At 70.2% G+C, this 22,732-nt stretch carries 13 protein-coding genes; 1 reads left to right on the forward strand and 12 read right to left on the reverse strand.

Annotated elements, in window-relative coordinates; genetic code table 11:
• Window positions 1-252: a PP0621 family protein gene (locus tag JI739_RS20825; protein WP_201685925.1), complete on the reverse strand. Its 252-nt coding sequence runs from the start codon at window positions 250-252 to the stop codon at window positions 1-3.
• A complete protein-coding gene (locus tag JI739_RS20830) occupies window positions 249-1,037 on the reverse strand; it encodes a cytochrome C assembly family protein (RefSeq protein WP_201685926.1) in 789 nt (262 codons plus the stop codon). Before JI739_RS20830 ends, JI739_RS20825 begins: the two co-directional genes overlap by 4 nt.
• A 68-nt stretch (window positions 1,038-1,105) precedes the next feature.
• On the opposite strand from JI739_RS20830, the gene ffh reads away from it, so the two are divergent.
• Window positions 1,106-2,467, forward strand: a complete 1,362-nt coding sequence (gene ffh / locus JI739_RS20835) for a signal recognition particle protein (RefSeq protein ID WP_201685927.1) — start codon at window positions 1,106-1,108, stop codon at window positions 2,465-2,467.
• 51 nt (window positions 2,468-2,518) lie between these two features.
• On the opposite strand, the gene mdoH is transcribed toward ffh, so the two are convergent.
• From mdoH to JI739_RS20885, 10 genes are all read right to left on the reverse strand, one after another.
• Window positions 2,519-4,543, reverse strand: a complete 2,025-nt coding sequence (gene mdoH, locus JI739_RS20840) for a glucans biosynthesis glucosyltransferase MdoH (RefSeq protein WP_201685928.1) — start codon at window positions 4,541-4,543, stop codon at window positions 2,519-2,521.
• Window positions 4,507-6,045: a glucan biosynthesis protein G gene (locus JI739_RS20845; RefSeq protein WP_201685929.1), complete on the reverse strand. Its 1,539-nt coding sequence runs from the start codon at window positions 6,043-6,045 to the stop codon at window positions 4,507-4,509. Before JI739_RS20845 ends, mdoH begins: the two co-directional genes overlap by 37 nt.
• Before the next feature lie 261 nt (window positions 6,046-6,306).
• Window positions 6,307-7,719 (reverse strand): sigma 54-interacting transcriptional regulator, encoded by a 1,413-nt coding sequence (locus JI739_RS20850; protein ID WP_201685930.1) that lies wholly within the window; start codon window positions 7,717-7,719, stop codon window positions 6,307-6,309.
• 111 nt (window positions 7,720-7,830) lie between these two features.
• Window positions 7,831-8,535, reverse strand: coding sequence for a hypothetical protein (locus JI739_RS20855; protein WP_201685931.1), 705 nt, complete (start codon window positions 8,533-8,535; stop codon window positions 7,831-7,833).
• Window positions 8,525-9,991 carry a sensor histidine kinase gene (locus JI739_RS20860; RefSeq protein ID WP_435531628.1) on the reverse strand — a complete coding sequence of 489 codons (1,467 nt, stop codon included), beginning with the start codon at window positions 9,989-9,991 and terminating at the stop codon, window positions 8,525-8,527. The genes JI739_RS20855 and JI739_RS20860 overlap by 11 nt, the downstream gene beginning before the upstream one ends.
• On the reverse strand, window positions 9,992-11,332 hold the full coding sequence (gene miaB, locus JI739_RS20865; RefSeq protein ID WP_201685932.1) for a tRNA (N6-isopentenyl adenosine(37)-C2)-methylthiotransferase MiaB: 1,341 nt from the start codon (window positions 11,330-11,332) through the stop codon (window positions 9,992-9,994).
• A 13-nt stretch (window positions 11,333-11,345) separates the two neighbouring features.
• On the reverse strand, window positions 11,346-11,744 hold the full coding sequence (locus tag JI739_RS20870) for a hypothetical protein (protein ID WP_201685933.1): 399 nt from the start codon (window positions 11,742-11,744) through the stop codon (window positions 11,346-11,348).
• A 91-nt stretch (window positions 11,745-11,835) separates the two neighbouring features.
• The gene (locus JI739_RS20875) at window positions 11,836-19,398 is read right to left on the reverse strand and encodes a VCBS domain-containing protein (RefSeq protein WP_201685934.1); all 7,563 of its coding nucleotides are present in this window, start codon (window positions 19,396-19,398) and stop codon (window positions 11,836-11,838) included.
• A gap of 151 nt (window positions 19,399-19,549) precedes the next feature.
• A complete protein-coding gene (locus JI739_RS20880) occupies window positions 19,550-20,899 on the reverse strand; it encodes an HlyD family type I secretion periplasmic adaptor subunit (protein ID WP_201685935.1) in 1,350 nt (449 codons plus the stop codon).
• On the reverse strand, window positions 20,896-22,626 hold the full coding sequence (locus JI739_RS20885) for a type I secretion system permease/ATPase (RefSeq protein ID WP_201685936.1): 1,731 nt from the start codon (window positions 22,624-22,626) through the stop codon (window positions 20,896-20,898). The genes JI739_RS20880 and JI739_RS20885 overlap by 4 nt, the downstream gene beginning before the upstream one ends.
• Window positions 22,627-22,732 lie beyond the last annotated feature (106 nt).

Genomic DNA, 22,732 nt, shown 5'->3' on the forward strand with positions numbered 1-22,732 from the left:
TCAGGTCGCGTCCTTGCGCAGGTGCTCCGCGCAGCAATAGAAACGGTTGCCCCCCGGAGCCGGCAGCGCCTCGGCGCGCGGCAGGTGCACCGAGCAGACGGCGCAGCGCACCATCTCCTGCGGGGCGGCCACCGCGCGTGGCGCGGCGGCGGGCGGTGGCGCCGATGACGCGCCCGTGCGTTCGTTCCGTCGCTCGTGCCGCCACAGCAGGTACACCAGGAACAGGACCGCGAACAGGACCAGGTACTTCATGTGCGCCCCAGCATCACTTCGAGCACGAAGCGCGAGCCGACATACGCCAGCAGCAGCAGGAGCGAGCCCCCATACAGCATGCGCACGGCGCGCCGGCCGCGCCAGCCGAAGAACCAGCGGCCGGCCAGCAGCACCGCGAACGCGCACCAGGCCAGCACCGAGAACAGCGTCTTGTGGTTCCAGTGCCAGCCCGTGCCGGCGCTGCTGTCACCGAACACGATGCCCGCGAGCAAGGTGGCCGACAGCAGCACGAAGCCGCCGCCGACGAAGCGGAAGGTCAGGCGCTCCAGGGTCAGCAGCGGCACGCCTGCGTGGGGATCGGAGCCCTGCCGGATCTGGTGTTCGGCCCGCATCATGAGCCAGGCGTGCACCACGGCGGCGGCGAACAGCCCGTAGGAGGCGATGCCCAGCGCCCAGTGCAGGGCGAGCCACGGGGAGCTGGAAACATGGAGTTCGGTGCCTGGAAAGAGTGCCGCCAGCACCACCGCCGCCGACCCCAGCCCCGCCAGTGCCCAGCGGGCTTGCAGCTGCGGCAGGAGCTGGCGTTCGACCGCGTAGACGGTCAGCACCAGCCAGGCGGTCATGGACAGGGCCGGTGCGAAGCCGAAGCGCGGAGGATCGCCCAGCAGCGACCAGGCCAGCACCAGCGCGTGCAGCACCCAGGCCGCGATCAGCGCCAGCCTCGAGCCGCGGGCGCTCAGGGGCGCCGCCGCAGGCACCGCGTAGGCGATGGCCGCGGCCAGGGCGAGGGCCGCCCCCAGGGGAGAGGCGCTGGGTAAAATCATGGTCCCGCAGTTTAGTGCCTGCCTTCGCCTCCCCTCGAAGCGCTGCGGCACCTCCTCCACATCCCCCCATGGCCTCCGCACTCTCCGAGAAACTTTCCCGCTTGGTCAAGGAAATGCGTGGCCAGGCCCGCATCACCGAAAGCAACGTCCAGGACATGCTGCGCGAAGTTCGCATGGCACTGCTCGAGGCCGACGTCGCGCTGCCCGTGGTGCGTGACTTCATCGCCCGGGTGAAGGACAAGGCGCTGGGCCAGGAGGTGGTCGGTTCCCTCAATCCGGGCCAGGCAATGGTGGGCATCGTCAACCGCGAATTGGTGGCCACCATGGGCCAGGGGGTCAGCGACCTCGACCTGGCGGTGCAGCCGCCGGCCGTGATCCTGATGGCGGGCCTTCAGGGCGCGGGCAAGACCACCACCACCGCCAAACTGGCCAAGCACCTGATCGACAAGCGCAAGAAGAAGGTGCTCACCGTCTCGGGCGACGTGTACCGGCCGGCCGCCATCGAGCAGCTTCGCACCGTGACCGGCCAGGCCGGTGGCGAATGGTTTCCCAGCTCGCCCGACCAGCAGCCGCTGGACATCGCGCGCAACGCGTTGGATCACGCGAGGCGACACCACTTCGACGTGCTGATCGTCGACACCGCCGGCCGGCTGGCGGTGGACGAAGCCATGATGCGAGAGATCCGCGAGCTGCATGCGGCGGTCAAGCCGGTCGAGACGCTGTTCGTCGTCGACGCCATGCAGGGCCAGGACGCGGTCAACACCGCCAAGGCCTTCAAGGAAGCGCTGCCGCTCACCGGCATCGTGCTGACCAAGATGGACGGCGACTCGCGCGGCGGCGCGGCCCTGTCGGTGCGGCAGATCACCGGCGCGCCGATCAAGTTCGCCGGCGTCTCCGAGAAGATCGACGGCCTGGAGGTGTTCGACGCCGAGCGCCACGCGGGCCGCATCCTCGGCATGGGCGACATCGTGGCCCTGGTCGAACAGGTGCAATCCGGCGTGGACATGCAGGCCGCCCAGAAGCTCGCGGCCAAGGTCAAGAGCGGCGAGGGGTTCGACCTGAACGACTTCCTCATGCAGATCCGCCAGATGAAGAAGATGGGCGGGCTGTCCGAGCTCATGGACAAGCTGCCGGCCCAGATGCAGGCCAAGGCCGGCCAGGTCGACATGGACAAGGCCGAGCGCGACATCCGCCGCAAGGAAGGAATCATCTGCAGCATGACGCCGCTGGAGCGGCGCAAGCCCGACCTGATCAAGGCCACCCGCAAGCGCCGCATCGCGGCCGGCGCCGGCGTTCAGGTGCAGGAGGTCAACCGTCTGCTCAACGAGTTCGACCAGATGCAGACCATGATGAAGAAGATGAAGGGCGGCGGCCTGATGAAGATGATGAAGCGGATGGGGGGAATGAAGGGCCTGGGGCCCAGGGGCTAGGGGCCAGGGGAATACCGGTTCCCCCCCTGACCCCTGCGTCTGGCGCTGCGCTCAGCGCAGCGCCAGACGCAACGCATGGTGCCTCGCGCGGCGCAGCACGAAGGGCGAACGCGACTCCTCCGGGATCAGCAGCCAGCCGGCAGCGCGCATGCGCTCACCCAGGCTCAGGTGGCTGGTCATCACCGTCAACGGCACGGCCAGCAGCAGCGGCAGGCTCACCGGCAACACCGCCACCAGGGCTGCGGGCTCGACCCAGGCGAGCACCGCGGCCAGGCCCAGCAGCACGCTGGTGAAAGGCGCCAGACGGGCGGCGGCGTCATTCCAGGACACACCGGTCGCTTCCCGGGGCGGCGACTTCCAGTCGAGCTTGATGCCGGTCAGCGCCACCGCCACGAAGAGGGAGTGACCCATCATCCGGATCGGCGCCTGCAGCATGGCCAGCGCGGTCTCCAGCAGGGCGCTGCGCACCAGGCCCAGGGCGCCGCCGAAGGCTTGCTGCTCACCCCGGATCAACACCGCTGCCACGCCCAGCACGCGCGGCAGCATCAGCATGCACAACGTCCATGCCCACAGCACCATCAGCTGCGACGGCACCGCATCCCATTCCGGCGCGATGTGCGCCCCGGCCATCCACAGCGCGGTGCCCAGCGTCATGAACGCCAGCCACAGCGGTGCAGACAGGTAGGACATCGCGCCCACCAGGAACATGCCGCGGTGCACGCGGTCGATGCCGGGCTCGGCCATCAGCCGGGCGTTCTGCAGGTTGCCCTGGCACCAGCGGCGGTCGCGCTGCAGCTCGGACAGGAGGTCTGGCGGCTGCTGCTCGTAGCTTCCGGCCAGGTCCGACACCAGCCAGACCTGGTAGCCGGCCCGGCGCATCAGCGCGGCCTCGACGAAGTCGTGCGACATGACCGGGCCGGCCAGGCCGCCCGTGCCGGGAATCGGTGCCAGCGCGCAGTGGGCCATGAACGGAGCGATGCGGATGATCGCGTTGTGGCCCCAGTAGTGCGAGGCGCCCAGCTGCCAGAACTGCATGCCCAGCGTGAACAGCCTGCCGGTCACGCGCGAGGCGAATTGCTGCGCGCGGGCGTGGAGGGTGGCGTGGCCCACGGCCTGCGTGGCCGTCTGGATGATGCCGGCCTGCGGGTGCGCTTCCATCAGCTTGGCCAGGGTCACGATGCAGTCGCCGCTCATCACGCTGTCGGCGTCGAGCACGACCATGTAGCGGTAGTCGCGGCCCCAGCGGCGGCAGAAGTCGGCCACGTTGCCGGCCTTGCGGTGCGTACGGCGCTGGCGGCGGCGGTAGTAGACCTCCACCTGCGGCTGCTCAGGGCGCGCGGACAGCGCCTCGCGCAGTTGCTCCCAGGCGGTGCGCTCGCTGGCAGCCAGCGCGTCATCGGCGGTGTCCGACAGCACGAAGACGTCGAATTGGCGCGCATGCCCGGTCGCCGCCACCGATTCGCAGGTGGCACGCAGGCCGGCGAACACCGTGGCCACGTCCTCGTTGCAGATCGGCATGACGATGGCGGTGCGCGCATCGTCGCCCAGCGTGTGGTGCTGCACCGACCTGGCCGACACCGAGTGCTCGTCACCCCGCAGCGTCACCCAGAACCCCATCAGCGCGGTGACGAAACCGGTCACCACCCAGGTGGACAGCACCGCGAACAGCGCGATCTGTCCGTAGCGCAGCCATTCGTTCGCGTAGTCGGGCTGGGCACCGACGAACAGTGCCGTGGCCACCGTGGCACTCAACACCGTGAACAGCGCGAACACGCCGCGGCGCCGGGCGGCGGCGTCCTCCCAGGCACTGCGGGCCCGGGCCGGTCGAGCCGGCCGCGGCGACAGCAGCTGGTTGGCCAGCGACAGCAGCGAGGTGCCGATGCTGTTCCAGAACCCGCGCCAGGGCCGCTGCGGCATGGAGCCGCGGTGGATGGGGGGGGCGGTCACCGAGTTCGGGTGACGTTCCGCGCGAAACCGGCTGCGGCCGGCGGGGGCCACGCGCAGCTCGGAACCGCCGCTATCGCCTTCGGCCCACTGCTTCAGCGGGCGGCGTCGGGAAGAATGATGTGCGTCCATGTTTCGGTCAGGCTGTCGTTGCCGTGTTGAAGAAAGGCGCGCAGCTCGATGGGCTGCGCGGGGTCGATGGCTCGCACCCGCAGCTGCATGCGCCAGGTGCGGGTGGCGGGGTTGAAATAGGCGTTCTGCTCTTCGATGAGGCCGTTGGCGTCGGCGCTGGCGACGGGGCGGACCGGCGCCTCGGGTCCGAGGGCGGCCAGGCTGGGGCCGGTGAAGTCCACCAGGAACTGGGTCTGGCCGGCCACCGCTGCCGCATCGCGCACGTAGCCGAAGCCCTGGCGCGACTGCACGGCCCAGCCGCTGGGCGGACGCTGCTGGTCGTCGCCCTGCCAGCTCAGCTCGTACGCCAGGTCCAGCGGTTCGCCCGGGGCCGGCAGGCGCTCGGGCACCCAGTAGGCGACCACGTTGTCATGGGTCTCGTCCGGGATGGGCAGTTGCACCAGCTCCACCCGGCCTGGGCCCCAGTCGCCCAGCGGGCGGACCCAGGCCGACGGGCGGCGCTCGTAGCGAGCCTCCACGTCCTCGTAATTGGCGAACTGGCGGTCACGCTGCATCAGCCCGAAGCCGCGCAGGCCGTCGACCTGGAAGGAGTTCACCAGCACCGACTTCGGGTGGACCAGCGGGCGCCAGAGCCATTCGCCGCCCGTGGTGGCGACCATCAGGCCATCCGAGTCGTGCACCTCCGGGCGGAAGTCGCGGGCACGGGGCTGGTTCTCGCCGAAGAGGTACATGCTGGTCAGCGGCGCGATGCCCAGGGTGGCCACCGGCGGCACGCCTTGGCGCAGGAAGACCCGGGCCCGCACCTGCAGGGCGGTGGAGGAGCCCGGCTGGAGCACGAAGCGGTAGGCGCCGGTCGCGCGCGGCGATTCAAGCAGCGCATGGATCACCAGTTCCTTGGCGCCGGGCGCCGGGCGCTCCAGCCAGAACTCGGAGAAGCGCGGAAATTCCTCGCCCGATCCGCCCACGGTGTCCAGCGCCAGCCCGCGTGCCGACAGGCCGTATTGCTGGCCCGCGCCGAGCGCGCGGAAGTAGCTCGCGCCCAGGAAGACGACCAGCTCGTCCTTGTAGGCGTCGTTGTTCAGGGGGTAGTGCACGCGGAAGCCGGCGAAGCCCAGGTCGCCCCAGCTGTCGGGGTCGACCGCGTTGCGGCCGTAGTCGAAATCAGTGCGCAGATAGGGCAGGTGACGCACGGTGCCGTCAGGGGCGACCTCGTTCACCAAAACCGGCTGCGGCGCGTACTTGCCCAGGTGGAAGAACATGGCCTCGAACGGTGATCCGGCATCGCGCCAGAGGGCCCGGGCAGGGCGGAAGCGGATATCGCGCAGCCCGTCGTAGTCGAGCGCTGCGAGGGTGGGGGGAAGCTGGGAGGAGGGCTCGACGTAGGGCGCCGCGGCCCGCTCACGAGCGATGCGGGTGAGCTCGTCGAAGTGGAAGGCCTGGGCGAACGCCGCCGGCACGAACAGCGCCAGGGAAGCCAGGAGGAAGACACGCCAGATCCACATGGCGGGCTTCAGTGCAAACCCTATGCCAGCCGACTTTCTCTTTGCGAATCAATGACTTAGCTTGGTTCCGACGGCCGATGCCGGAATGAGGCCGCTGGCGGGGGCTCAACCCCCCCCCAAAGCGTCGCTGCCCGGCGACAGGCCGCGCTTGAAACGGTTGTGCTGGGTCGGCGCAACGAGGCGCGGCCGTATCGCCGTCGGCCGCTCGGAACGCGCCTGACAGAGGGGCCGTCCGCCTCGGCAGGAGGCGCCCGGGCAGCCTCACTCGTCGTCGTCGCCGCCTTGTCGCTGTTCGGCGACAGGGCCGGCGGGCCCGGCGACACCCTCTACCTTGAACAAGCCCGGCGTGAGCTCGTTCTTCTGCAGCAGCCGGTAGAACTCGGTGCGGTTGCGCCCGGCCAGGCGGGCGGCGTCGGCCACGTTGCCGTCGGTCAGCTTGAGCAGGCCCACCAGGTACTCGCGCTCGAAACGCTCCTTGGCTTCGGCGTAGGTCAGCACTTCCACGCCAGGCACGCGCAGGGCCCGTTGCACCAGTGCCAGGGGCACCAGCGGGGTGGTGGACAAGGCGCACACCTGCTCGACCACGTTGAAGAGTTGCCGCACGTTGCCGGGCCAGGCCGCGGCGGTCAGGGCCTTCATCGCCTCGGGCGCGAAGCCCGACAGGCGCCGGTGGTACTTGGCTGCCAGCTTGTGCAGGAAATGATTGGCCAGCAAGGGAATGTCTTCGCGCCGCTGGGCCAGGGTGGGCAGCGACAGCGTGACCACGTTCAGTCGCCAGTACAGGTCCTCGCGGAACTGGCCGCTGGCCATCGCGGCCTCCAGGTCGCGGTGCGTCGCCGAGACGATGCGCACGTCCACCGAAATCGACTGGCTGGACCCCACCGGCCGCACGGCGCGCTCTTGCAGCACCCGCAGCAGCTTGACCTGCAGGGCCGGCGGCATGTCGCCGATTTCGTCGAGCAGCAGCGTGCCGCCGTCGGCCGCCTGGAACAGGCCCTTGTGGTTGGCCACGGCGTCGGTGAAGGCGCCTTTCACGTGGCCGAACAATTCGGACTCGAGCAGGGCTTCGGGGATGGCGCCGCAGTTCACCGCCACGAAGGGCTTTTTCGCGCGCGGGCTGGCCCGGTGGATGGCGCGGGCCAGCATCTCCTTGCCGGTGCCGCTGTCGCCGCGCAGCAGCACCGACGCATCGGAGCCAGCCACCAGCCGGGCCTCGGCCAGCAACTCGGCCAAGCGGCTGGAGCGGCTGATGATTTCGCTGCGCCAGGCCTCGTCGCTGGGCCCGGCCGCCGGCGCCGGGGCTGCCACGGCCAGGGCCTGCTCCACCTTCTCCAGCAGTTCGCGCGGCTCATAGGGCTTGGTCAGGTACCCGAACACGCCGCGCGCCGTGGCGTTCACCGCGTCGGGAATGGTGCCGTGCGCGGTGAGCAGGATCACGGGCAGCGACGGATGCCGCTGGTGGATCTCGTCGAACAAGGCCATGCCGTCGCGCCCGGGCAGCCGCACATCGCTGAGCACGACCTGCGGCCGCTCCACCGCGAGCTGGCTCAGCGCGGCCTCGGCCGAAGGCACGGCACTGACGTGGTAGCCAGCGGCCGACAGCCGCATGGACAACAGGCGCAGCAGGTCGGGGTCGTCGTCGACCAGCAGGATGCGGGCTTTGGGTGAACTCATCTCAGTTCTTCACGATGCTGCGGCGCGCGCGGGCCACGGCGGAACCGGCTTGGCCGGGCCGCTGGTGGCGCCCCTTGAGGAAAGGCGACCAAGGCGCTTCGGGGTGGACGTTCATCTCACCGGACGGGAGGGCATGCTGCGCTCCAGCGCGCGCAGAGCTTCGAGCCGCTCGCTGAGTTGGTCGGAGCGGCGCTGGCTCTCGCGCAGCTGCTGCGCCTGCCGCTCCAGTTGCTCTTCCAGCCGCTGCTGCTGCGCGTGCTGGACCAGCAGCAGCCGCGCCAGCGCACGCAGGCCACGAGCTTCCACACTGTCGTTGGCCAGCACCGCCTGCAGCAGCGTCTGCACGCGCGGCGAGTCGGCCGGCTGCTGGCCCTGCTTCAGCGCCAGGGCCAGCAGCAGCTGGTTCAAGGGCGTGGCCGGCGTGGCGGCCAGGCGGGTGATCTCGGCCGACAGCTCCGCGGCGCCGATCCCGCGCAGCCGCTCCGCCTGTTCGAGCGCGATGAGCACCGGTGACGGCGGCGCCGCCGCGGGCTGTCCGGGCGCGGGCGGTGCCACGGGGGCGGCGGCGGCCGGCGCGGGCGCCGGGGCCACGTCCCTCACCCGGGCCGGCGTGGGCGGCGTCTCCACGGAGACGTTGGTCGATGGCGCAGGCTCGGGCGCTCGCGAGGGTGAGGGCGCAGGCGAGGGCCGGGTCGGTAGGGCGCAGGCGGCAACCAGCGCGGTCAACACGAGGAGGGCCGGCAGGCGCAGCCGCGAGCGGCCGGGCCGGCCGCCGCTCGCCAGGGGGGAGAGCCGATGGGCTTGCTCAGCTTGCATGGGGAAGTTCGATCCGGAAGTGCGCGCCGGGCATTCCTTCATCGAGAAGGGTGACCTGGCCGCCGTGGGCCGCAATGTACTCCTGCACGATGGACAGGCCGATGCCCGTGCCGCGCACCGCGTCCTGCGGCTGGCGCTCGCCCCGGTAGAAGGGCTCGAAGATGCGTTCCCGGTCTTCGGCGGCGACGCCGGCGCCCTGGTCGCTGATGTCGATGCGCGCGCGTCCTTCATGCGTCGACAGTGCCAGGCGCACGGCGCCGCCTTCGGGCGAGAAGCGGATGGCGTTGGACAGCAGGTTGGCCACGGCGGTGCCCAGCTTGTCGGCGTCGACCTGGGCCCACACGGGCCTGCCTTCCACCTCCACGCGCAGGCCGCCGCCCTGCCACTGCAGCCGCTGCGCCTCCACCTGTTCGTGCAGCAGGGCCAGCAGGTCCACCCGCTGACGGCGCAGCTGGCGGGCCTCGAAGGCCGCGGCATTGAAATTGAGCAGCGCCTCGATCTGCCCCTGCAGCACCATGGTGTTGTGGCGCAGGATGCGCGCGACTTCCTTCTGGTCGGGCGTGAGCTCGCCGGTCACGCCTTCTTCCAGCAGCGACACGCCTTCGCGCAGCGCCGCCAGCGGGGTCTTCAGCTCGTGCGAGATGTGGCGCAGGAAGCGCGCCTTGTCGGCGTCCAGCTCGGTGAGCCGCAGCCGCAGCCACTCGAGCTGCTGGCTCAGGCGCCGCACGTCGGCCGGTCCGCGGATGTCGATGCGGCGATCGAGCCGGTTTTCGCCCAGGTCCACCACGGCCTTCTCCAGCCGCTTGAAGGGCCGCGCCAGCCACACGCCCAGCGCCACCGCCAGCACCGCCGCCAGCACGATGGCCAGCACCACCTGCTGCATCAGGCGTGAGCGGCTGGCGGCCAGGCTCTCGCGCAGCGCCCGGTCCCGCTTTTCGATGTCGTCCTGCACGACGCGCGCGATCCGGCTGTTGACCGAATCCAGGTCGCGGAACTCCAGCGCCACGCGCCGTTCGCGATCCAGGGCGGTGTCGGGCGGTCCCTGCAGCAGCACCGCCACGTCGTGCAGCTGCTTTTGCCAGCGGTCCAGGTGGGGCTGCGCCACCTCGGCGCGGCGCAGGCGCTGCAGGCTGGCCTGTGCCTGCTGCAGCTCCTCGCGGAAACGCGCCATCAGCACCGGGTCGTTGAAGATCAGCCCCTGGCGCGCGGCGCGTTCCATCGCCAGCGAACGGGCGGTGACGTTCTGCGAGCTGGAGGTCAGGTCCAGCGCCCGTGCCGCCTCGTCGCTGCTCTGCGCCATCAGCTGCTCAAGGATCATCACGGCCCGCACCGCCGCCGCGCCCAGCAGCAGCCCGATGGCCAGGAAGGCCACCAGCAGCAACTGGCGGAACGAGGCGAGCTGGGCCCAGCGCAGGCGCGAGCGCCCCCCCCGCCGGCGATCGCGGCGCGTGGCCACTCAGGCGGCCGCGCTCTCGCGCACCAACACCTCGCCGCGCAGCGAGTGCGGCAGGGCCTGGGTGATGGTCACGTCGACCATCTGGCCCACCAGCCGGGTCGATCCCGCGAAGTTCACGATGCGGTTGCACGCCGTGCGCCCCATCAGCTCCTGCGCGTTCTTGCGCGAGGGGCCTTCCACCAGGATGCGCTGCACCGTGCCCACGCGGCTGGCGCTGATGCGCCGCACGTTGGTTTCCAGCAGGGCCTGCAATTGCTGCAGCCGCGCCAGCTTCACGGCCTGCGGCGTGCCATCTTGCAGTTGCGCGGCGGGCGTGCCGGGCCGGGCGCTGAACACGAAGCTGAAGCTCGCGTCGTAGCCCACGTCTTCCACCAGCTTCATCAGCCGGGCGAAGTCGTCCTCGGTCTCGCCGGGAAAGCCCACGATGAAGTCACTCGACAGCGACAGATCGGGCCGGATGGCGCGCAGCTTGCGCACCGTGCTCTTGTATTCCAGCACCGTGTAGCCGCGCTTCATGGCCATCAGGATGCGGTCGCTGCCGTGCTGCACGGGCAGGTGCAGGTGGCTCACCAGCTGGGGCACGCGGGCGTACACGTCGATCAGCCGCTGCGTGAACTCGTTGGGGTGGCTGGTGGTGTAGCGGATGCGCTCGATGCCCGGGATCCCGGCCACGTACTCGATCAGCAGCGCGAAGTCGGCGATCTCGCCGCCGTCTCCCATGGGGCCCCGGTAAGCATTCACGTTCTGCCCCAGCAGCGTCACCTCTTTCACGCCCTGTTCGGCCAGCCCGGCCACTTCGGTCAGCACGTCCTCGAAGGGGCGCGACACCTCTTCGCCGCGGGTGTAGGGCACCACGCAGTAGCTGCAGTACTTGCTGCAGCCTTCCATGATGCTCACGAAGGCGCTGGCGCCGTCCACCCGGGCGGGCGGCAGGTGGTCGAACTTCTCGATCTCGGGAAAGCTGATGTCCACCTGCGGCCGCTGCTGCCGCTCGCGCTGCGCCAGCATCTGCGGCAGCCGGTGCAGGGTCTGCGGGCCGAACACCAGGTCGACATAGGGCGCGCGCTCGATGATGGCGGCGCCCTCCTGGCTGGCCACGCAGCCGCCCACGCCGATCATCACGCCCTTGGCCTTGAGGTGCTTCACGCGCCCCAGGTCGGAGAACACCTTCTCCTGCGCCTTCTCGCGCACCGAGCAGGTGTTGAACAAAATCAGGTCGGCCTGCTCGACGTCTTGCGTGGGCTCGTAGCCCTCGGCCGCCTTCATCACGTCGGCCATCTTGTCCGAGTCGTACTCGTTCATCTGGCAGCCGAAGGTCTTGATGAATACCTTCTTGGTCATGGCGGGCCCCCGGTCAGCGGCGACCGCCGAACACGCGGGCCAGCAGCTCCTGGAACTGCCGTGCCGACTCGGCGTCGGCGGCCGGACCTTTGCCGCCCAGGCGCGCGTACTCGGCCTCGGTCAGCAGCCACACCTCATGCACCAGCCCCATGCCGTCGCGGCGGAACACCACCGGGTGCTCCTGGCCGGCCAGGCTGGCCGACAGCACCAGCAGGTTGCGGGTGTCGCGGATGCGGGCGCCCGGCGACAGCCGCGCCGGCTGGCCGTCGAGCAGGGCATCGGGTGGCAAGGTGATGGCGAGGCGGCCGGGCTGCACGTCGCGCGGCGCCTCGCGGGTGACGGTCTGGGAGAACGCGGCGCCGGCAGCCAGGCTGAGCGTGGTGGCGGCGATGAGAGCGGTCCAGCGGTTCATGGGGTAGATCCAGAGGCTGAAGGAGAAGATGGAAAAGCGAAGGCCCCGCGCGGACGCAGGGCCTTCGACGGCGGGAGGCGTAGTTTAGAGCCTAGACCTCGGGTCCTCCTCCCCCGCCGGTGGTGCCGGTGACCAGGATCGTCAGCGCGTCGATCGTCGTGCCGTCCAGGGTCTGGAGGGTGTCGAACTGATCCTGCAGCGACTCGCCGACGGGCGGAGGGGCGACGTGTTCGTACAGCTGGTAGGTCCAGTTGCCGTCGGTCCAGACGCTCAGGGAGCCGTACACGCCAAGGAGCGGATCTTCGCCCGTGCGCGCAAGCCCGCTTTCCCCCTCGTCGGGATCGGACACGAAGAAGACGCCTTGGACCGTCGGCGGGGGCATGCCTTCGGCGTAGCTCACGGTTCTTACGAAGCGGCCCGTGACCGTGGGCAGGTCGTTGGTGCCGGTGACCGTGACGGTGATGTCCTGCAAACTGCCATCCGCGCCCTGGAGGGTCAGCACGTCCTGCCGCGTCACGCCTTCGCCCAGCAACTGGGCTGCCGCGTTGTCCAGCAGGTAGATCCATTGACCCGTGCTGGCGTCCAGGTGCAGGCTTCCCCATTCGCCACCCGTGCCCAGGTACTCCCAGGCGCCCGCTTCCACCGTGCCCGCCGCCACCCCGGCGCCGTCTTCCACCACCTGGTTGCCACCGGCCAGCAGGATGTTCTCGGCGGTGAGCACGGTACCTGGCGCGAAGCGGGCCAGTACGGTCGGCTGGCTGGTGTCGCCCATCGCGGGCATGTACATCAAGGTGCCGGTTCCGTCGTCCAGCTGGCTGAACTGCAGGTGGGGCCCATCCACGAAGGACACGGCATCCAGGCCGCGAAACGCCGACGCGTGCAGGTGTCCATCCTCTCCGGCCGCGAGGGCGAACGTCGCCGGATCGATCACCACCTTGTCGCTGGCGGCATCGAAGTCGCTCACGACCTGAAGACCGCCATTCGAGCCGAGCCACAGCAGGTCGGTGCCCGCCCCCAGCCGGATGGTGTTCCAGCCGGACCCGCCGTCCACCAGAAAGACCGAGTTCGCATCGCCGCCATGGGTGGACAGCTGGTCGTCACCCGCCCCTCCTGCCAGGATGCCGCCGCCGGTGCCGCCCAGCAATCGGTCGTCGCCACCGCCCCCCGACAGCACGCCGGTTCCGGTCGAGCCGACCAGCGTGTCACGGCCCCCGTTGCCGCGAAGCTGAACCGCCCCCGGCCCGGCCACCAGCGTGTCGGCGCCAGCCGAGCCGTCCAACACCAAGGCTGGGTTTGCTGTTGGCTCCGCAATCACCCATTGGAAGAACTCTGTCGTCGCGCCCGCGTTCCCCCACAGGAAGTCGCTGCCCAGCACGACGGTGCCTTCACTGAGCAGCGGCACCACGGCATCCTCACCGAGAGGCCAGTCCGTCCACTCGTCCAGGTCGTAGCCGGTGGCGGCCACCCCGGCGGGGTCGATGATCACGGTGACCGTATGCGCCGTGCCATCCACGGCAAACACCACGAAAGGCAGCTCGGAGACTTCGGTGGCTGCGCCGGGTTCTTCCGCGGCCGCGGCGTAGGACCAGGCGCCGGTGGCGTCGATGGTGAACGGGCCTTCGGTGATCGGCTGGAAGGCCACCGGCTTGCCGGTGGACCAGTCGATGGCACGAAGCTGTCCATTGACCTGCAGGAGCGCCGGGTTCTCGAAGTCGCTGGCGACCGCACGATCGACGCCGAGGATGGACGTCTGTTCGGCCAGCCGGATGAAGTCCGCGGACACCAGGCTCGTCGAGTCGAAGACCGCCAGGACCGTCGGTATCCGCAGCGGGTCGAACTCCCCGTCAGGCGTCGCTGCCGCTGCCGGTACGTAGCTCAGCTGGGTTTCGCCGTTCTCCAGGGTCGTCAGCTGCAGGTGGGCGAAGGTCGGCGCCTGGTCAGGGTCGGTCACGATCCGCAGAAGGTCGAGCGTCCCATCCGGCCCACGGGGGCCCAGGTCGATCCCGTCGATGTCGATCAGCACGAGGTCCCTGCCGCTGCCGAAGTTGCTCACCCTCTGCAAGCCGTCGAGCGTGCTGATGCGCAGGGTGTCGTTGCCGTCTCCCAACTGGATGGTGTTGGCGCCGGCCCCGCCATCGACGGTGGTGGCAGCCCCCCCTCTGTCGCCGCCCCTGGCCCCCCAGGTGGAGATCCAGTCGTCGCCGGCGCCGCCGTCCAGCAGGCCCCCTCCGCTGCCGCCGAACAGCCGGTCATTGCCGTCGCCGCCAAGGAGGAAAACTGGCCGGCTGGACCCGATCAGCACGTCGTCACCCGCGCCGCCGCGAAACTCGGCATGGGCGGGCCCGGCAATCAGCGTGTCGTTCCCCGCGGAGCCGGCCACCAGCAGGAGCGGTGGGGCGAGCGAGTTGGCGACGACCATCTGTTCGAACTCTCCGCGGGACACGCCCGCCCGCTGAGTCCAGAGCATGTCCGCGCTCAGGACGATGTTGGTGGGACCGCTCGCCTGCAGCGCCTGGTGGTCGACCAAGGGCCAGCCTTGATGTTCGTAGAGCACGTAGCCGCTCCCCCCTGCAGGCTCGGCTTCGATGATCACCGTCACTGTATGCGCGGTACCGTCCGTCGCGAACACGTCGAAGGACAGCGTGGTCACATCGGCATGGTTCGCCGCGCCGTCGCGGAACGACCAGGCGCCGCTGGCGTCGATGGTGAACGGGCCTTCGGTGATCGGCCGGAAAGCCACCGGCTTGCCGGTGGTCCAGTCGATGGCGTGAAGCTGCCCGCTCACCTGCACGACGTCGGGTTCCTTGAACTCGGTGGCCACTGCGATGTCCACGCCGACGATGGACGCGCGCGGCAAGGTCGAGCCGGCGCTCGCGTGCACGGTGACGGTGATCTCCAGCGGGTCCGGGCCGGCGGGGGAGCGCAGGACCAGCCGCTCGGTGATCACCTCGCCGGGTGCCAGGTCGGCCAAGGCCGGCGCATCCGCATCCAGGATGTAGAGCCAGCGGCCGGTGGCGGCATCGAAGTCGAAGTGGCCCACCGCGCCAGCGAACACGGGAAGCTCGCGTTCACCCAAAGGCAAGTCGACGCGCCATTCCCCCGCCGCCACCATCCCGCCGGTGACGGGCGCGCCGTCGCCGAACACGTCGCCTTGCGTGCCGCTCGCGAACCGCACATGGGCCGCGGCCAGGTCCGTGGGCGTGGTGAACTCGACCAGGGCCACCGGAGCGCGGCCGTCGTCGCCGGCCGCGGGCACATAGAACAAGGTGTCGTGGCCGGTGCCGGTGTCCCGGGTGAACAGCAGGTAGGCGGTGTCCGGGGCGGCGGCGGTGCCGATCACCAGCGGCAGCGCGCCAATGGCCTCGGCATCGATCAGGATGAAATCGCGCGCCGGGTCGAAGTCGTGGACGACCTGCTTGCCGTCCAAGGTGCCGACCCACAGCGTGTCCGATCCGCTGCCCAGGCGCAGGACGTTGTCGCCCGCGCCGCCGTCCAGCGCGTACACCGCGCTGCCGGAGCTGTCGCGTGTGGAGATCAGGTCGGAGCCGGCGCCGCCGTCCAGCAGGCCGCGTCCGGAGCCGCCGAACAGGAAGTCATCACCGTCCTCGCCGTGCAGCGAAACCGAGCGGCCGGCACCGGCGCTCAGCAGGTCACTGCCGGCGCCGCCCCAGGCGCTGGTCGCGCCGCGGCCGGCCACCAGCGTGTCGTCACCGGCGCCGCCGCCCAGCCAGTCGACGCTTTCGCCGCCGCGCAGCACGTCGTTGCCGTCACCGCCGTCGAGCAGATTGACTTGCGCGCCGCCGACCAGGGTGTCGTCGCCGGTGCCGCCCCGCGCGCGGAGATCACCGGAGCCTCCTTCGACGTAGTCGTTGTCAGCGTCGCCGGTGAATCGGACGGGGTATGGGCCATGGTCCGCGAGCAGCAGGACGTCCGCGCCGGGGCCACCTTCGTAGGCGTAAGTTTCACCGTCGTACCCGCCGATCAGCCCCGGCACGCCGTCGAGGTCGATGGTGACGGTGATCACATGCTCGGTGCCGTTGACGGTGCGCACCACGAACTGGGCCTGCTCCACACGGCCGGCCTGGAACAGCGCCGCGGGCTGCAAGTACGTCCAGGCTCCGGTCGCGTTGATGCTGAAGCCGTCTTGCTCCGCCGCGACGAAGGCGACGCGCTCGCCGCTGGCGAGATCGACGGCTTCGAGTTGACCCTTGTGTGCGACCTGCGGCTCGATATCGGGGTTGCCGTCCCTGGGCTGCGTGAGATAGCGGTAGTCGTCGCCGAAGACCCGCTCGGTCGTGCCTCGCGGCAGGACGTTCACCGTGACGGTCATCGAGGCGTCGCCGTCGGCGGAGGTGATGGTGAGCGTGTCCTGCCGCGCCTCGGTCGGGTCGGCATCGGGGCGCAGCCGGTAGCTCCAGTCGCCGGTCAGCTGATCGAAGGTGAAGGTGCCGAAGGTGGCCTCGGCCTCCTCGGGCAGGAAGCGCAGCCCACTCGGTTCGGCATCGACGTTCAGGGTCTGCAGGGTGCCGCGCAGCACGTGGGCACTGCCGGCGTTGATCACGTAGTCGGTCTGGCCATCCATGGCCGTGTCCCGGCCATGGATGGTGATGGCTATGCTGATCGGCTCCTGGCCCGCGCGTTGGACGATCAGCCGGTCCACGTAGGACTCCCCGGCGCGCAGCGCATCCACGGCGGGCGATTCGTTGTCCAGCACGTACAGCCACTTGCCGGTCTTCGAGTCGAACTGGAACTCGCCGTACGCCGTGACCAGCGGCGACAGCGCCTGCCAGGATTCCGTTCCCTGCGCCAGCTGGCCCGCGGCGACCGGGGCGTGGTTCTCGTACAGCGTGGCGTGGTCGGTGCCGGACACCAGCACCCGGTCCAGGTTGGGCGCGGCGTCGAAGAGCGCCACGGTGTGAACCGTGCCGTCCCGGTCCACGTAGTTCAAGGTCCAGGAGACGCCATCCGCCCCGTCTCGAGATGCCAGGCTCAGGTGCGGCCCTTCAGGCGCGTCCCCCGTGGTGACCCAGCGGCCGGGGTCCAGGTGGCCGTCGGCGTCCAGCAGGCCGGTGAAGATCGAGGTGTCGACCAGGATGAAGTCTTCGGTCGAATCGAAGCCGCGCACATCGTTCAGCCCGTCGAGGTCGCGCAGCAGGATGGCCTGGCAGTGGTCGCCCAGCTGCAGGACGTCGTGGCCCGGGCCGCCGTCCATGACCGTGAAGCGCGGCCCCTGGTCGCTGGGGAAACCCCCCCGAAACATGCCCCAAGCGGGACTTCCGACGATCAGCTGGTCGTCGCCCCTGCCACCCAGAAGCAGGTCGGTGCCGCGCTCGGAGCTTCTCAGCCGGTCATCTCCGTCACCGCCATGCAGCACGTCGCTGCCCGCGCCGCCAGACAGAAGGTCGTTGCCATCGCCGCCGAAGAGAACGTCCCGGCCCTCGCCGCCCAACAGCGTGTCGTTGCCCCGGCCGCCGAACAGGACGTCCTGGCCGCTGTCGCCGTCGAGCAAGTCGTCATCGTCGCCCCCGAACAGCCGGTCGTCTCCCTCGTCGCCATAAAGAGAGTCGTTTCCCGCGCCGCCGAACAACCGGTCATTGCCTTCTCCGCCGACCAGCCCGTCGGGTCCGCTCTCGCCGTACATCAGGTCGTCACCCGTGCCACCGTCGAGATATTCATGAGTGACGCCGCTGTCGCCGGCATCCAGCCGGTCGTCACCGTCAGCGCCGATGAGCCAGTCTGCGCCGCTCGTCCCCAACAGGTGGTCGTTTCCGGCGCCGCCGTCCAGGGGCGCCCAGCCACTCCCGTCTCCCAGGGCGGCCACGAGAAAGTCGGCGCCGGCCGTGGCCTGGGTGTCGGGCACGCGCCCGACGTCCACTGTCACCACATGGCTGAGTCCGCTGGGCGTGTGAACCGTGAACGAGTCGGTGAAGGTGCGGCCGTCGTCCGGGCGGGTGTAGGTCCAGAAACCATCCTGGTCCACGGTGAACGTGCCGCCTTCCTGGGTATCGACCGGCCGGACGCCAAGAAAGCCGACCCAGTTGCCCTCGGCGTCGTAGGCCTCGAGCTGCCCGCTGCTGACGAACAGGCTGGTCTCGCCCTCGAGCGTGCCGCTGTCGTCGAACAGGCGCGCCCCGTCCAGCGGGTTCGGCGTCTGCAGCAGCGCCACGCCGTGGTCCTTGCCGGTGATGCCATTCCACGCGGGGCGGACCACCGTGATCGACAGCACCTGTTCGTCCTGCTCGCTGCCATCGCTGGCGCGCACCACGTAGTTCAAGAGGATCGCCTGCCCTTCCGCCAGGAAGGAGAACGCGTCGGAGCCGATGGCGCTGAAGGTCCAGTTCACCGGCTGGGGCGTGGGGCTGCCGGTGGTGCCGGTGTAGTTCACCTGCATCAGCGCGGCGAGCTGCTCGCGCTGCTCGCAGGAGAGCGTGGCGCCGATGATCTGATCCAGCTCGACGGAAACGGCGACATTCGCGCTATCGGCATCGAGCAGGCTCAGCTGGCCCTGCGCCACCCAGGGATCGGACGAGCCGAGCCGCACGGTCTGGGAAGGTTCACCGTGAACGACGGACAGCACGGGCGCGTCGTTGGTGGCCAGGATGAACACGGTCACCACCGCAGTGCTTTCGGCGCCGTGACGGTCACGCACGACGTACGAGAACGGGATCGCCACCCTGTTGCCTTCGGCAAGCTGGTCGAGCGCGGTGCCCGGTGTGAAAACCAGGCGATTCCCGACCATGGAGACCGTGCCCCAGCCCTCTGCGGGTTGCGTGACCGAGACCAGTTCCAGCGGGTCACCATCCGGGTCGCGGTCATTGGCCAGCACGTCGATGGTGAGCGGCTGGTTTTCATCTCCAGCGACTCCATCGAGCATGGCCACCGGCGCATCGTTGGTGCCCACCATGCCGACCGTCACCGTTGCGCTGGATTCGGCGCCCTGGCTGTCGCGCACGGTGTAGGTCACCTCGACCTTCGCCTGCCCGCCCAGGGGCAGGTGGTCGAAGTCCGTGCCCGGATCGAACACCAGCTGGTTGTCGACGATGGTGACGGAGCCCTGGCCCGCCGGGCAGCTGGCCTGCACGACCTGCAGCGGGCCGCCTTCCGGATCGAAGTCGTTGGCCAGCACGGCGATGGTGAGGACGTCGTTCTCGTTTCCGGAGGCGTCGTCGTCGTGGGCCACGGGGGGCTGGTTGGTCTGCGGGTCCTGGCCGGTCAGCGTGAAGCTCACCACGTTCCAGTCGTCGGGCTTGCCGTCGGCGTCCCTGCGGGTGGCGTAGGCGAAGGAGATCCTGATCTCCTGCCCGGCCTGCAATTCGGCCACGCTGCTCACGCCCAGGCGTTGCAGCGAAATGGTGAGGTCCAGGTCGACCGTGTGGTCGGCGTTGATGCGGACCATGCCGATGACCAAGCCGTCGGCGCCGAGCAGTTCCTGCCACCGGTCCACCTTGTCGGCCTTGACCAGTTGCGCGGCGGTGGCCGTGTCGGTGGTCATCACCGAGCCGACCGAGTAGAGGTCTGCGGAGCCATCGGTGACCACGTCCAGCGTGACGATGTTGCCCTCGAGCAGGCCGCTTTCGAGCAACGCCGCCTCGTCGAACAGGTAGGCCTGCTGGTCCGGGGTCCCTTTCAGGAAGGTGCTGGTTGACGTGGTCATGTGAGTTCCTCTGGGGCGCCAAGCCCCCAACAGGCAAGCGCGATGGTTGGCGCCGGCCCCGCGGCGCGCGGTGCCGGTGTGGCCGCTTCAACTTCAGTGAAGCGGCCGGTGCTGTTCGTTTTCGTGACTCCCTGGCCTCGACGCGTGCTGCTCAGCGCTCCCGCCCCGCCCGGTCCAGAAGCAGCGTCAGCGGCTCGGCCAGGTACTGCAGGGCGGTGCGCTCGGCTCCCCGCAGCTGCACGTCGGCGGGCATGCCGGCTTGCAGCGTCAAGGAGCCTGCGTCTTTCAGCGAGGCGGCGTCCGCCTCGACGTGCACGATGTAGAAGGGCCGTCCGTCCTGCCGATCGAGCTGGCGGTCGGCCGCGATGTAGACCACGCGGCCTTCCACCAGCGGCGTGGTGAGGGGATGGAAGGCGGTGAACCGGATGTGCGCGAGCTGGCCGGGGCGCACGCGCTCGATGTCGGCCGGGTCGATGCGCGCCTCGACCAGCAGGCGCGGATCGGCCGGCACGATGTCGGCGATGGGCTCGCGCGGCGGAATCACGCCGCCCGGGGTGGTGAAGCGCAGGTTGAGCACCGTGCCGCTGGCCGGGGCGGTGATGACCTGGCGCTGGGCGGCGTCTTCCGACTTGCGCATCTCCTGCTCGATCTCGGCCAGCCGCGCGTTGGCCACCTTGAGCTGGTCGCCGGCCTGCTGGCGGTACTCGCCCTGCAGCGACTGCATGCGCAATTCGGTGTCCACCAGGCGCTGCTCGGCCCGGGCCGACTCGGCCTGCCGTTCCTCCAGCCGCACGCGCTGGTCGGCCAGCGAGGCTTCGAGCTGCGAGATGCGGGTGCCGGAGATGAAGCCCTGGTCCACCAGCGACTGGTTGCGCCGCAGCTCGTCGCTCTGGTGGCGCAAGGATTCGTGCGACTGCACCACCTGGCCGCGCAGGTGCTCCAGCTCCTGGGCGATCTTGGCGCGCTGGGTCTGCAGCAGGTTCACCTGGTTGGTCAGCGTGTCGCGCCGGGCGCCGAAGAGGTCTCGCTCGCGGGCGATTTGCGCGGCCAGCCGCTCGTCATCGCGGCCGGCCGCGATCAGCTCCGGGGAAAACGCCAGGGCGGCCGCGCCGGTCTGTTCGGCTTCGAGCCGGGCGATGCCGGCGCGTTCGATCAGCACGCGCAGCGCGAGCCGGTTGCGGTCGGCATCCACCCGCACGTCGCCCAGGGTCAGCAGCGGGTCGCCAGCCTGCACCCGCTGCCCGTCGCGCACCAGCACCTCGCGCACCGGGCCGCCGTCCAGGTGCTGCACCGGCACGCGGTCCAGGTCCACCTTGACATGCCCGGGCGCCACCACCGCCGAGGCGAGCGGCGCCAGCGCCAGCCATGCCACCAGCGGCACCATCCCCAGCAGCAGGGCCGCCATGCCGCGCCGGGATACGCGCCTGGCCTCCTGCAGGTGCGGCTGCACGAAGGGGTCGACGCCGGCGCCGGCGCCGGGCAGGGAGACAGCCCTGTTCATGAACGCACCTCCATGGCCGGCCGCTCGCCGGTGGCGACCGTCGGCATCGCGACGATGTTGTGGCCCGGGGAGGGGCGGGCCTGCGCCTGCATGGCCTTGAGCACTTCGGCCACCGGGCCGAAGTGCTGCGGCCGGCCGGCTTCGATCACCAGCAGCTTGTCCATGTGCTGCAGCAGGCTGGTACGGTGCGTGACCACCACGGTGGTCACCTGGCCGCGCAGTTCCTTCAGGGCTTCGGCCAGCGCCATCTCGCCGCCGCCATCGAGGTTGGAGTTGGGCTCGTCGAGCAGCAGCAGCCGCGGCCGGCCGTACAGGGCGCGGGCCAGGCCGATGCGCTGGCGCTGTCCGGGGGAGATGAGGGCCGATTGCGGGTCGATGGGGGTGTCGTAGCCCAGCGGCAGCCCCTGGATCATCTCGTGCACGCGCGCCCGTTGCGCGGCGGCGACCACCGCCTGAGGATCCACCGGGCCCAGCCGGGCGATGTTCTCGGCCACGGTGCCGGGGAACAGCTCCACGTCCTGCGGCAGGTAGCCCAGCCAGGGGCCGAGCTGCTCGCGCGGCCATTGGGCCAGGTCGGCGCCATCGAGCCGCACCGTGCCGGCGGTGGGGCGCCACACGCCGGACAGCAGGCGCAGCAGCGTGCTCTTGCCGGCGCCACTGGGGCCGATGATGGCCAGGGCCTCACCGGCTTCCAGGGCCAGCGAGACGCCGGCCAGCAGCAAGCGTTCTTCACTTGGCGCGCGGAACACCAGCTGGTTGGCCAGCAGCTTGCCGCTGGGCTCGGGCAGCGGCATGGGCGTGGGCGTGGTGGCGGATTTGGTCACCAGCTCGGCCAGCCGGGCCAGGGCGGCACGGCCTTCGGCCAGGAGCTTCCAATTGGCCACCACCTGCTCCACCGGCGCGAGCGCGCGTCCGAGCAGGATGGTGCAGGCGATGGTCACGCCGGGCGAAGCCAGGTTGTGGATCACCAGCCAGGCGCCCACGGCCAGCATGCCCACCTGCACCACCTGCCGGAAGGTGCGGGTGAGGGCGGCCATGGTGGTGATGCGGCGCGAGCTGCCGACGTGCAGGCCGCCGGCCTGGCTGGTCTTCTCGCGCCAGCGGGCGATCAGCGAATCGGTCATGCCCAGGGTGTGCACGACGTCGGCATGGGCCAGGGACGTTTCCAGGTAGCGCGTGGCGCCGGCGGTGGCGCGCTGCAGCGCCTCGATGTGGCGCCGCGTGACCAGGTCGTTGGCCACCGCCAACGCCAACATCAGGAGCGCCGCCGCCAGGGCCGTGATGCCGAGCCAGGGGTGGGCCATCCAGATCAGCGCCACGAAGACCACCAGCCAGGGGGCGTCGAAGACCGCCAGCAGCGCCGGCGTGGCGAACAGCTGGCGCAAGCTGTTGACATCGCGCAGCGCCTCGACCGACCCCCTGCCGGACTGCCGCGCTCCCTGCGCCACCATCAGCCGGGTCACCACCGGCGACAGCGACTCCCCGACCACCTGCCCGGCCACCGCCTGCAGGCGCGAGCGCACCTGGTCGAACAGCGCCATCAGCACCAGCGCCACCCCCGCGCCGACCAACAGCATCCACAGCGTGTACCCGCTGCGGCTGACCAGCACCCGGTCGAACACCTGCAGCATGAACAGGGCGGGTACCAGCAGCAGCAGGTTGACGGCGACCGAGAACCCGGCGATGTGCACGAGCGTGGGGCGGAGTAGCTGGAGCAGGTCTCGCATTCGGCACTTACCGGCTAAGGATTAACCAACCTGAATATTTGCTTACGAAATGTCTAGTTTGTACGGCAATAGAAGAGCTGCCACAACAAGCCGTCGCCACTTGGGC

Origin of the sequence: Ramlibacter aurantiacus, from assembly GCF_016722895.1 — a bacterium.
Lineage (GTDB): Bacteria > Pseudomonadota > Gammaproteobacteria > Burkholderiales > Burkholderiaceae_C > Ramlibacter > Ramlibacter aurantiacus.

Bases quoted from the DNA above. Each gene is read 5' to 3' on its own strand.
- JI739_RS20825 (WP_201685925.1), bottom strand. From the start codon at position 252: ATGAAGTACCTGGTCCTGTTCGCGGTCCTGTTCCTGGTGTACCTGCTG.
- JI739_RS20830 (WP_201685926.1), bottom strand. From the start codon at position 1,037: ATGATTTTACCCAGCGCCTCTCCCCTGGGGGCGGCCCTCGCCCTGGCC.
- ffh (WP_201685927.1), top strand. From the start codon at position 1,106: ATGGCCTCCGCACTCTCCGAGAAACTTTCCCGCTTGGTCAAGGAAATG.
- mdoH (WP_201685928.1), bottom strand. From the start codon at position 4,543: ATGGACGCACATCATTCTTCCCGACGCCGCCCGCTGAAGCAGTGGGCC.
- JI739_RS20845 (WP_201685929.1), bottom strand. From the start codon at position 6,045: ATGTGGATCTGGCGTGTCTTCCTCCTGGCTTCCCTGGCGCTGTTCGTG.
- JI739_RS20850 (WP_201685930.1), bottom strand. From the start codon at position 7,719: ATGAGTTCACCCAAAGCCCGCATCCTGCTGGTCGACGACGACCCCGAC.
- JI739_RS20855 (WP_201685931.1), bottom strand. From the start codon at position 8,535: ATGCAAGCTGAGCAAGCCCATCGGCTCTCCCCCCTGGCGAGCGGCGGC.
- miaB (WP_201685932.1), bottom strand. From the start codon at position 11,332: ATGACCAAGAAGGTATTCATCAAGACCTTCGGCTGCCAGATGAACGAG.
- JI739_RS20870 (WP_201685933.1), bottom strand. From the start codon at position 11,744: ATGAACCGCTGGACCGCTCTCATCGCCGCCACCACGCTCAGCCTGGCT.
- JI739_RS20875 (WP_201685934.1), bottom strand. From the start codon at position 19,398: ATGACCACGTCAACCAGCACCTTCCTGAAAGGGACCCCGGACCAGCAG.
- JI739_RS20880 (WP_201685935.1), bottom strand. From the start codon at position 20,899: ATGAACAGGGCTGTCTCCCTGCCCGGCGCCGGCGCCGGCGTCGACCCC.
- JI739_RS20885 (WP_201685936.1), bottom strand. From the start codon at position 22,626: ATGCGAGACCTGCTCCAGCTACTCCGCCCCACGCTCGTGCACATCGCC.